We start from the raw sequence: 10,894 nt of genomic DNA, 5'->3' as shown, positions 1-10,894 counted from the left end.
GGGGGGGGGGGGGGGGGGCGGGGGCCCCGCCGCACTGCCGGACGCACGGCCGGTCGTGGTGACCGAGGTCGTGGTCATGGCAACTCCGTCTTATTCGGTGGCCGCGGTCGCGTCGGCCTGCGCCTGGGCCAGGGCGTCGGCCGGGGTGGCCGAGCCGGAGAGGGCGTTCTGGACGGCGGTCCAGAGCGCTTCGGAGATCATCGGGTAGTCGGTGCCGAGGTTGTCGCTGGTGCGGCCCTTGGCGCCTCGGACGGCGTCGACCCACGGCTGGAGCTCGGGCTGGGCCTCGAGCAGCGCGGCCTGGCCATCGGCCGTCGGCGGGATGTAGTAGGCGAAGGTGGTGGCGGTCTCGACGAAGCCCTCGGGGGTGGTCATGCACTCCACGATCTGGCGGGTGACGTCGTAGCGCTCGGTGTCGGCCTGGACGGGGGCGATGACGAACTCGCCGCCGGTGGGCGCGGGCGCGGTGCCGCCGTTCTGGGCGGGCAGCGGGATGACGCCGGTGTTGAACCCGGCGTCGAGCGCGCTGTTGACCTGCCAGGTGCCGTTGACGGCGAAGGCGTATTCGCCGGTGAGGAATTCCTCCCAGGTGGTGTTCTGGGAGTTGGTGATGACGGAGTCGGGCGCGTAGCCCGCGTCGAGCCAGCCGGTCCAGAGTTCGAGGGCGGCGACGGCTTCGGGCGAGTCGAGCTGGCGGAGGTCGGCTCCGGCGCCCCAGAACCAGGGCAGGAACTGGAAGGAGCCTTCTTCGGTGCCGATGCCGGCGAAGGTGATCCCCTTGGCGCCGTTATCGGTAACTTGCGCGAGCGCGGTAGTGAGGGAGGCCCAGTCGGTGACGGAGGCGGGGTCGACGCCGGCGGCGGTGAGCACGTCGGCGTTGTAGTAGAGCGCGAGCGTGTTGGCGCCCACGGGGATGCCGTAGGTCTCGTCGTCGACGACGCCCGCGGCGAGGAGGTTCTCGTCGACGCCGGAGACGTCGAGGCCGAGTTCGTCCACTGTGGTGAGCATGCCGGTGTCGGCGAGGGTGGAGACGGCCGGGTTGTCGAGCAGGATGACGTCCGGGCTGGTGCCTTCCTGGGCCGCGAGGAGCGCCTGGTTGGTGAGCGCGGTGGTGTCGAAGGGGGTGCGTTCGATGGTCACCCCGGCCTCGTCGCCGCAGGCGGCGACGCGCTTGGCCCAGTCGGAGTCCTCGGCGTGCTGGGGGTACGGGTCCCACCACGTGTACGTGTCGGCGTCCTGGTCGGTGGTGCCGCCGGACGAGCAGGCGGTGGCGAAGGCCATGGCGGCGCAGGCGACGCCTGCGGCCGCGGCCTTGAAAAGGGGTCTGGTCGGTCGCATTCGGGTGTTCCTCCTTGAACGGGTTACTGCATTGAGGGATGGGTTACTGCCGGGATGCCGTCGGCGCAGCGGTGCTGCCCCGGTCGACGAGTTCTGGGTGGACGAACCGCACCACGTACGGGTCGCTCTCGGGGACCTGCTTCTCGATGCGGCGCACGAGTTGGCGTACGGCCATGCGGCCCAAACGGTCCGGGGCGCTCTCGATCGAGGAGTAGGGCAGGGAGAAGGTGCGCGCGAATTCGTCGGAGTAGCGGCCGATGACCGAGAGGTCGGCGGGGACGTCGATGTCGCGGGCGCGCAGGACGGTGGGGAGCGCGGCGGCGGCGGCCTCGTTGTTGAGGAGCAGGCCGGTCGCGCCGGGGTGGGCGTCGAGGAGGGCGTTCAGGTCGCGGCCGATGTCGGGCTGGGTGGCGGCGCCGAACACGGTGTGGAGGGTGAGGCCTTTGGCCGCGGCGGCTTCGAGGGCGGCGTTCTGGAGGCGCCAGACGTAGGCGCCGCCGCGTTCGACGACGTGCTCGGGCTGCGAGACGAGGATGAGTTCGCGGTGGCCGAGGCGGGCGAGGTGCTCGACCATGGCGCGGCCGGCCTCTTCGAAGTCGAGGTCGAAGACGTCGACGCCGGTGCAGTCGCGCGGGAGGCCGACGAGCGCGCCGGGTTGGAGGGCGGCGCGGAGCACGGGCAGGCGGTCGTCGTCTTCGGCGACGTTGAGGAGCACGACGCCGTCGACCATGCGGGAGTCGGTGATGCGCTTGAGCGCGCTGCGGCCGTCGGCGTCGGAGCTGAGCAGGATGTCGTAGCCGAGGTCGCGGGCGGTGTCGGTGACGCCTTGGAGGTACTGGAGCATCGCGGGCGCGAACTCGTCGGGGAGGAACTGGGCGAGGAGCCCGATGACGTTGGAGCGGGAGGTGGCGAGGGCCCGCGCGCCGGCGTTCGGGGTGTAGCCGAGTTCCATGGCGGCCTGGCGGACCCGCATCCGTACCTCGTCGGAGACGGCGCGCTTGCCGGTCAGCGCGTACGACGCGGTCGAGCGGGCCACGCCCGCGGCGCGGGCGACGTCGCCGATGTTGACCATGACTGCTTCCTCCGAACCGGTTCGATCCAGTGCTGAAATCGTCGAACCGGTTCGGAGCATAACCCCGTGACGCGTCTGATGCAAGTGGGGGCTGTGGACGTTTCCCGTGTATATGCCTTTGTTATATCGAAGAACTTGCATCGAACGAAGTTCGAAACTAGCGTCAGATCTCCATCGACGTGTCGAACCGGTTCGACCTTTCGACTAGGAGCACTCATGCAAACCACCCGCAGATTTCCCCGGTTCCGCCGGGCTGCGACGCGCGCGGGCGTCATCGCCTTCGCCCTCGGCGCGGTCATAGCCGGAAGCGCGGTCCCGTCCCAAGCGGCGGGCCTCACGCTCACGGTGAACATCGCCGACGTCGTCCGCCCGGCGACGCAGGTCGCCTCCGGCGGCCTCTACGGCGTCGGCTCGGACTCGCAGCCGACCACCGCGATGCTGCTGCCGCTCAACCCGACCAGCTTCACGCAGCCCGCGCCGGGCACCACGCACCTCGGCAACGGCGCGACCGAGCCGTGCTGCGACTCGCTCGACGTGGGCGACAACCTCATCCGGGCCGGCGCGCAGCAGTTCATCCGGATGCCCGACATCTACCCGTCGTTCCCCTACCAGTGGCAGGGCTGGGCCGACTGGGAGTCCAAGGTCCGCGCGCAGGTCCAGGCCCGCCTGGCCGAGACCGACATGACGAACATCCGCGGCTGGGAGCTGTGGAACGAGCCGGACTGGACCTGGAACTCCAGCGCGGCCGGATCGTTCAACGAGGGCTGGGCGCGCACGTACAAGCTCGTGGACTCGCTCGACCCGGTGACGCCGATCGTGGGCCCGAGCGACTCGTACTACAACCACAACCGGATGGTCTCGTTCCTGACCCACGCGAAGAACACGAACACCGTGCCCGACGTGATCGTGTGGCACGAGCTGGGCGACATGGACTGGAACAACTTCGACGAGCACGTGGCCGACTACCGCGCCATCGAGGACTCGCTGGGGATCGCGGACCGGCCGATCGCGATCAACGAGTACAACAGCTACAACCAGATGGACATCCCTTCGGTTGCGCTGCACTGGATGTCGGTGCTGGAGCGGCACGGGGCGCGCGAGGCGCACCGGGCGTACTGGTTCGAGGCCGGGACGTTCGACGGGCTGTTCACGCTGCAGAACCAGCCGACGGCCTCGTACTGGCTGTACCGCTGGTACGGCGCGATGACCGGCAACATCGTGGAGACCACGCCGCAGTCCTGGCTCGACGGCGTCGCCTCCTACGACTCGACCCGGAAGATCGTGAACACGGTCTTCGGCGGCGACTACGGGAACAACACGGTCCGGGTCGAAGGGCTCGGGTCGTTCGGTTCGCAGGTGCGCGTCCAGCTCCTGTCCACGCCGGGTTCGGGCCGCCACACCGCCGTCTCGGCGCCGACCACGATCTCGACCACGACGATGAACGTCTCGAACGGCGCGATCTCGGTGCCGGTCAACAACATGGACGCCGAGGCGGCCTACCAGCTGGTCGTCACCCCGGTGGGCGGTCCGACCACCTCGTGGCAGCAGGTGTACGAAGCCGAGAACCAGACCGTAGTGAACGCCAACACCTTCGGCTCGGGCAACGCGTCGAACGGCTACTACGTGGGACAGATCGACGGCTCGGCGGACATGCGCTCGCAGTCCTTCGTGGACTTCACGGTGAACGTCCCGACCGCGCGGAGCTACACGATGACCATCCGGTACGCCAACGGCACCGGAGCGAACTCCACGCACGGCCTGGCCTACAACGGCAGTGCTTGGTTCACAGTGACCTACCCGCCGACCGCGGGCTGGGGGCAGTTCAGCACGGTGAACGTCACCGTCAACCTCAAGGCGGGCTACAACGTGATCCGCCTGGCGAAGGGCTCGCCGTACTTCAGCGGCGGGACCGGTTACGCCGAGCTCGACAACATCAGGTTGACCTGATCGAATCCCTGGGAAGGGGCCGGGTCCGCGATGCGGGCCCGGCATTCACGTGGACACCCACCGACGCCCGTGCCGACCTGCCCCGACACCGCGAACGCGGAGTCCTGCCGATATCCGCTTGTGCCAGGCCGGACCGCCGACGACGATGGGCTCCATGGTCACCATTCGAGGACACGGGCACAGCGGCCTGCCCCAGGTGCGGCAGCGGACGCGGGTCCGCTTCGTGAAGCCGCTCGGCACCTCCCGCGGCCGATGATGGACCGCAACGAAGCCGAGCAGATCCTGGCCGGGCATGCCGAGGCCCGCGACGCCCTGCTGCGCCGGATCACCGCCGACGCCGGTTTCGGGGCCCTGTGGCAGATCGGCTCCTTCGCGGCCGGCGAAGCCGACGCATGGAGCGATCTGGACCTCGTCGTCTCCCCGGGCCCGGCCCCTGTCGGCGATCCGGCGTTCGTCCTGGACAACCCCGCGAACGGCCCGGCGGGCGGCGGCTACATCGGTGCCGCGTACCTCACCGGGCCCCTGCTGGTCTGGGTTGACTGGTACGCCTGGCCCGCGGATCTGCCGGTGCCGGTCGAAGCCCGGCTCCTGGCGGGCGAAGGCCGCCGAGGCGAGCTGGCATTGTTCGACGCCCTCGATCGGCACGGCCGCGGCACCGCCCCGGCCGAGTCCGATCCGAGCACGTTCGCGCTGGCCATGATCCCCATCGCCGCGAAGTACGTGGCCCGAGGGGAACTCGAAGCCGTCGCCGGGATGCTGGCCATGCTCGGCGGCGATCCCTACACCGATCCGGTCACTGCTCTGCGGGAGCTCCTGCGGGCGGCCGGCGGACCGGCGCCGCTCGTCGAACGCGTCGGTCGCACCATCGACGTCGCCGCAGCGCTGCGTCGGTGAGACCTGGTCGATCCGCTGGGCGAGGGCCGGGTCCGCGATGCGGGCCCGGCCCTGCTCACGTCAGGGCCGGGATGGAGAAGACGAGCGCCCGGTTGTCGCCGGTGAGGACGGCGAGGAGGTCGCCGGAGAGGGAGGCGTGCTCGGCGAGGTCCGCACCGATGTCCGCCCCTGCCGACGCCTTGCCGGTCGCCATGTCCACCACGGAGACCTCCCAGCCGCCGATGTACGAGCCGTCCATCACCGCCCGGCCGCCCTGGACCGCCAGGGCCGAGACGAACAGCTCGCCTTCCACGGTCTCGCCGCCATCGAAGTCCAGTACCCGTGCGGTGTCGACGGTGTCGAAGGTCTGGTCGCCGAAGACCAGGCCGTCCGGCGAGGTGTACCAGTGCTCTTCGTCGGCCCAGTCGACCACGACTTCCCAGACCTGCTCGCCGGTCGCGGTGTCGTAGGCGACGGTCTTGTCCTGGCCGTCGGTATGGTCCAGGGCGGCGCACACCAACTGGGGCCCACAGGCTTTGACCTCCTCGATGGCGTAGGAGACTTCGAGCTCGACGCTCCATGCCGGGTCGATGTCGGCGGGCTCGGCGCTGCCCGCCGCGATGAAGTCGTCGAGCGAGTAGGCGACCAGGGTGTCGCGGCCCGGGGAGGCCTCTTCCGAGGCGCGGGCGATGACAAAGCCGCCGTAGACCGTCCAGTGGTCGTCGTCGATCGGGAGCGTGCCGCTCCCCTTCTGCTCGCCTGTGGAGGCGTCGCGGACGACGGCGGTGCCGGCCTCCGGGTCGAGGTCGACGATCTGCTCGGTGACGGTGAGGTTGTCGAAGAGCGAGTATGAGTTCGGGGGCAGCGCGCCGGCGCCTTCGCCTTCATTCCATACGCTCGCCGCGCTGATGCGGTAGTCGTCGATGGTGTACAGGCTCTCGGGGCCCTTCTTCCTCCACACCTCCTCGCCGGTGGCCAGGTCGATGCGGATCGCGGCGTTGTCGTCGAAGCCGTCGCGTTGCTCGACGATGACTTCGGTGCCGTAGAACGCGACGTCGGTACGGTACTCCCACGGCTGCTTCCAGAGGAATTCGCCGGTCGAGAGCAGGGCTGCGGCGCGCATGGTGCGGCCCTCGTCGGTGGCGGAGTACATGGCGTCCAGGATGAGCAGGTCGCCGACGACCATGAGGTGGATCGTTTCTGGCTCGAGCTCGTACTCGTTCGTCCACAGTGCGGTGCCGTCGGACCCGACGGCGTACGCGGTCGTGCGGCCCGCGGTGACTTCGGCGAAGACCGCCATATCCGCGGCGGCGACCACGGCGCCCGTGCCGGCGCCGCCGAGCTGCTGCTCGTACACCGACACGAGGTCGGGACCGGAATCGCCGACGAGGTCACCGACCTGGAGACCGTCGCTGAAGTCCGGCCATTCGACTCGGGTGAGGGCGAAGACGATGCCGATCACGATCACGAGTGTGGAAGCGACGACGCCCATGAGGAACCGCCGGATCTGCGGCGGCGGTGAGGGCCTGTCGCGGAGGTTCAGATGCAGGGGCGCCTGCGGGGTGAAGTCGGCGCGCGGCGGCAGCGTGCCGGCAGGCGTCGGAGGCGGCGCGGGCGAGGGGTGACCGCCGACAGGGGTCGGGGGCGGGGACGGGACTCCGACCACCGGGTACGGCGCGTAGTTCAGCACGCCGGGCTCGCCCGCCGGGGGCGTGCGAGGCGGCGTCGAACCCGCCGGGTCGCCCCGGTCGGTGACGGCGAACCGCAAGGCGCCGAAGGCGACCGGCAGTTCGGGCTGCTCGGGCACGGCGGGCGCGACGCCGAGGCGGGCGTGCAGCCGGGTGGCGACGAGCGGCATCCGGCTTGACCCGCCGACGAGCAGCAGCGCGGCGAGTTCGGCGGGGGCGACCCCCGCGCGTTCGACCGTGCGGCGGGTCTCGTCGACCGCGCGCGAGACGAACGGGTCGGCGAGGGACTGCAGCTCGTCCCGGGTGAGGTGCAGGCCCATCGGGTTGTGGCCGGGGAGCGCGACGGGCGCGGTCGAGGTGCGCGAGAGCATCTCCTTCGCGGCCCGCACCTCGCCCCAGAACGCGAGGCGGTCGCGCAGGTCGGCGGTCGTCTCGGGTTCGGAGAGCCGTTGCCACAGTTCGGGATCGCGGCCCGCGACGATGCGGCCGAGGTGGGCGGCGAGGGCCATGTCGACGTCGAGCCCGCCGAGGTCGTCGAGGCCGCCGACGGCGAGGGTGCGGAAGCGCCCGGAGTCGTCGTCTTCGCGGCGCACCACGGCCACGTCGAAGGTGCCGCCGCCGAAGTCGAAGATGGCGACGGCGCCGCCGCGCGGGATCTCCCGCCCGAGGATCTCGGCGCAATACGTTGCGGCGGCGATGGGTTCGGCCAGGAGCCTGACGCGGCCGAAACCGGCGAGCACCGCCGCGCGTTCGAGGACGGCGCGGCGGACCGGGCCCCAGTCGGCGGGGTAGGTCAGGACGGTCTGGGTCGGCTTCTGTCCCGAGGCGGCGGCGGCTTCGGCGACGCGGCGCAACCCGGTGGCGAGGAGCTCCTCGACGGGCACTTCGCGGTCGCCGAGGAGCACCGCGCTGTCGTCGATGCGGCGCTTGGGATGCGGTTCGAAGCGCGCGGGGTCGGCGGCGGCGAGGCGCTGGGCGTCGCGGCCGGTGTGGAGTTCGCCCTCGGCGTCGAGGTACACGCCGGAAGGGAGCAGCGGCGAGCCGTCGAAGAGCAGCGAGCGGGGTTCTTGGCCTTCGCGGCCGACGACGGCGACGGTGTGGGTGGTGCCGAGGTCGACGGCGAGCCATACGGGGGTCTGCAAGGCGGTCCTGTTCTCGGGCGGTGAAGGGGCGGGGACCGGCGATCCTCCGCGAGGATATCGCGGTGTCGGACCCCTGATCTACTGTGGCGCCATCATCCGATCTGGAGAACGGGGCACCACATGGGGGCTTGGGGATACGGGCCGTTCGAGAACGACGCGGCGCTCGACTGCGTGGCCGATCTGGCCGACGCCGATCCGGGCGCGGTCAAGAGCGGCCTGCTCGGCGCGATGCGCGAGGCCACCGGCAGCGAGGACTACCTCGAGAACCCTGAGGCCGATGCCGCCGTGGCGGCGGCCGTGCTGGTCGCGGCTCGACTCGGCGCCGATCCGGGGAGCGGGTCTGCCGAAGCGCTGCTCGCGTCCCACCCGTTCGAGGCCGACGGCGAGCTGCGGCTGGAGGCTCTGCGGGTCTTCGACCGCGTCACCGACCCGCGCGAGAACGAGTGGCACGACCTGTGGACCGACGCCGGCGCGCTCGAGAAGGTGCTGGAACTGCTGGCGCCCTACCGAACGGTGCTCGCCGCGCACTGACGTGCGGTCCTCGAGGCGGCCTCCGCCGCGTGAGCCCCGGGCCTCGACCTCGCGTCCGGCGGGATCGAGACCCTGAGGCCCGTCACGGATTGAGGGCGGTGATGACCACCAGCTCCGACTCGTCGTGCGGGAGGTACTTGACCCGGACGACCATGCCCGGCTGCACCTGCGGCACCGCGCTCGCGTCGATCGGCTTGCGCTGGTCGAGGTCGAACGTCGACAGGTCGGCACGGGTGACGCGGAACTTCAGGTCCATGACGGCGCGGTCGCCCTGGATCTCACCGGTCGGGCTCAGCGCCAGCACGACCGCCTTGGCTTCGACGCCCTGCTCGGCGATCTGGAGCTGGCGGGGCGTGACGAGGCCCTTGGCGACGCGCACCCGGTCGAGCACGGCCTGCAGTTCCTGCTGCGGGGCGTCGACGGCGATGGCGACCCTCCCGTCGGTGCTGCCGGGGCGGTATCGGACGGGCAGGATTGCGCCGGGGACGACGGACGCGACCTCGGTGATGTCGATGATCGCCTTGGCGACGCCCCGGAACGACTGGCCGTCCATGGTGTCGACGTCGAAGAGGATCTCCAGCTGCGGCTGGTCGTTGATGCTCAGGCCGGTGCGGGTGGCGGAGACGATGGTGCCCATGGCGATCGGGGCGCCTTCGAAGCCCTTCGCGACGGCGCCGCGCATCTCGCGGATCGCGCCGTCGGCCATGCGGGAGATGGAGAGCATGGGGAGGACGGCGAGCAGGAGGATCGGTCCGGCCATCCAGCCGTTCGCCCAGGCGACGGGGCTGTCGCTGGTGAGACCGGTGAAGACGTACACGACGGTGAGGGCGGCGCCGACGATGATGCCGATGACGGCGATGGTCTTGAACATGAGGTGTTCCTTTCGGGTTCGTGGGTTCAGTTTCGGTGGGATCCTGCGCCTACCGGTCACAGGTTTCGGTCAGTCGCGGCCGATCTCGACGCGTTCGATCGAGCCTTCGGGGGCGACGACCACGAGGTCGCCGAGCCAGAAGGAGCCCTCGGGCGCGGCGATCACAACGGTGTGGCCCGCGGGGCCGGTGAGGGCCCGGCCCAGACGGCTGCCGGTCTCGAGTGAGGCGGTGACCTGGCCGGTGGCGAGGTCGACGACGTGGAGTGCGTACGCCTCCACCGCCGGATCGGGCTGGTGCTCAACGAGGGCGTGCCCGGAGCCGGCCCCGGCGGCGGTGCTGCCGAGCCCGGTCCAGAGGTCCTGCCCCGCGGCGGCCGCGTCCTCCATGAACTCCTCGATGAGTTCGTCGACGTCGATCTCCACACTGAACGTGGAGACCAGCGAGGACTGGTCGAGGACGATCCCGGCCCCGTAGAACACGCGGGTGCCGAGTGCGCGTTCGCCTTCGGGGCCTTCGAGGACGAGGCCGGCGCCGAGCGCGCCGTCGGCGGTCGGCTCGAGCCGCACCGAGCTCTCGCCGTCGGCGAGCAGCGCTTCGGTGCCGGTCATCCCGCCGATGTCGGGCACGGAGCCTTCCGCGAAGAGCACACCGGACCAGGTGGCCGTGGTGTCCGCATCGGCGGGCGCGGCCTCGAGCGAATCGAGCGGGATCGAGTGAACGCCGCCGTTGACGTCGAGCGCGACGACGGCGCCGATCGCGGGGTCGAAACCGTAGGCCGCGCCCGAGACCGACTGGGACCCTTCGAGACCGGGCACATCGCCCGCTTCGGTGACGACGTCGCCGTCGGCGAGGTCGAGGATCATCAGCCCGTCGTCCGAGGCGAGGTACGCGTACTGCTCCCCCGCCGCGACTACGGCCGTCCTCCAGGACAGCTCGTCCGAAAGCAGCACGTCCCACTCGGTGTCGCCGGTGGCGAGGTCGACCGCGGCCATCCGGACCTCGAACATCTCGTGCTGCAACGAGGTGATCAAGTCCCCCGACCCGTTGCGGTCGTACGGGACCAGCGCCAAGTCGGTGCCGTCGTGGCGGGCGAAGCCGATGCCGGACTGGAGCGCGATGTCCGGTTCGGGCGCGGACAGGTACTCGCCGCCGATCGCAGCGCCGCCGATGCCCAGAGACGGGACCAGGACCAGCCACAGGAAGCCGAAACGGTACGGCCGCTTGGTCTTCGGCGTCAGCGGATGGGTCGGCGTGCCGTACGGGGACCGCACGACCTGCTGGCGGGTCGGGAACGGCTGGGCTGAGGCGTATCCGGGGACGTGGCTCATGGCGGGCCTCCTTCGGGGCTGGTCCCGTCAGCATCGCGCCGCTTCGGCCGCTACCGATCACAACTTCATCGCGGCCCGGGCGCGGTCCCATCCGACTAGACTT

The 10,894-nt window shown here is 70.8% G+C and carries 8 protein-coding genes; 3 read left to right on the top strand and 5 right to left on the bottom strand.

Translation table 11 applies throughout. The features are described 5' to 3' along the window. Window positions 1-90: 90 nt before the first annotated feature. Both O1R50_RS24800 and O1R50_RS24795 read right to left on the bottom strand, forming a co-directional pair. The gene (locus O1R50_RS24800; RefSeq protein ID WP_270112942.1) at window positions 91-1,338 is read right to left on the bottom strand and encodes a sugar ABC transporter substrate-binding protein; all 1,248 of its coding nucleotides are present in this window, start codon (window positions 1,336-1,338) and stop codon (window positions 91-93) included. A gap of 43 nt (window positions 1,339-1,381) precedes the next feature. Beyond that, window positions 1,382-2,410: a LacI family DNA-binding transcriptional regulator gene (locus O1R50_RS24795; RefSeq protein ID WP_270112941.1), complete on the bottom strand. Its 1,029-nt coding sequence runs from the start codon at window positions 2,408-2,410 to the stop codon at window positions 1,382-1,384. Window positions 2,411-2,626: 216 nt separating this feature from the next. On the opposite strand from O1R50_RS24795, the gene O1R50_RS24790 reads away from it, so the two are divergent. Beyond that, entirely contained in the window at window positions 2,627-4,357 is a 1,731-nt protein-coding gene (locus O1R50_RS24790; RefSeq protein ID WP_270112940.1) for a hypothetical protein, read from the top strand. Window positions 4,358-4,609: 252 nt separating this feature from the next. After that, complete coding sequence (locus tag O1R50_RS24785) at window positions 4,610-5,251, top strand: hypothetical protein (protein WP_270112939.1); 642 nt, start codon at window positions 4,610-4,612, stop codon at window positions 5,249-5,251. Between the two features lie 55 nt (window positions 5,252-5,306). Here O1R50_RS24785 and O1R50_RS24780 read toward each other — a convergent pair whose 3' ends face one another. After that, on the bottom strand, window positions 5,307-8,060 hold the full coding sequence (locus O1R50_RS24780) for an Hsp70 family protein (protein WP_270112938.1): 2,754 nt from the start codon (window positions 8,058-8,060) through the stop codon (window positions 5,307-5,309). A gap of 120 nt (window positions 8,061-8,180) precedes the next feature. Between O1R50_RS24780 and O1R50_RS24775 the strand changes: the two genes are divergently transcribed. After that, the gene (locus O1R50_RS24775; protein ID WP_270112937.1) at window positions 8,181-8,591 is read left to right on the top strand and encodes a DUF4259 domain-containing protein; all 411 of its coding nucleotides are present in this window, start codon (window positions 8,181-8,183) and stop codon (window positions 8,589-8,591) included. An 82-nt stretch (window positions 8,592-8,673) separates the two neighbouring features. Here O1R50_RS24775 and O1R50_RS24770 read toward each other — a convergent pair whose 3' ends face one another. Both O1R50_RS24770 and O1R50_RS24765 read right to left on the bottom strand, forming a co-directional pair. Next, window positions 8,674-9,462 (bottom strand): hypothetical protein, encoded by a 789-nt coding sequence (locus O1R50_RS24770; RefSeq protein ID WP_270112936.1) that lies wholly within the window; start codon window positions 9,460-9,462, stop codon window positions 8,674-8,676. A gap of 69 nt (window positions 9,463-9,531) precedes the next feature. Continuing rightward, window positions 9,532-10,791, bottom strand: coding sequence for a PA2928 family protein (locus O1R50_RS24765; protein WP_270112935.1), 1,260 nt, complete (start codon window positions 10,789-10,791; stop codon window positions 9,532-9,534). Window positions 10,792-10,894: the final 103 nt, after the last annotated feature.

Source organism: Glycomyces luteolus, from assembly GCF_027622875.1.
Classification (GTDB): domain Bacteria; phylum Actinomycetota; class Actinomycetes; order Mycobacteriales; family Micromonosporaceae; genus Glycomyces; species Glycomyces luteolus.
The sequence above is the reverse complement of the archived record's forward strand: the minus strand, read 5'-3'. Positions and strand labels throughout refer to the sequence as shown.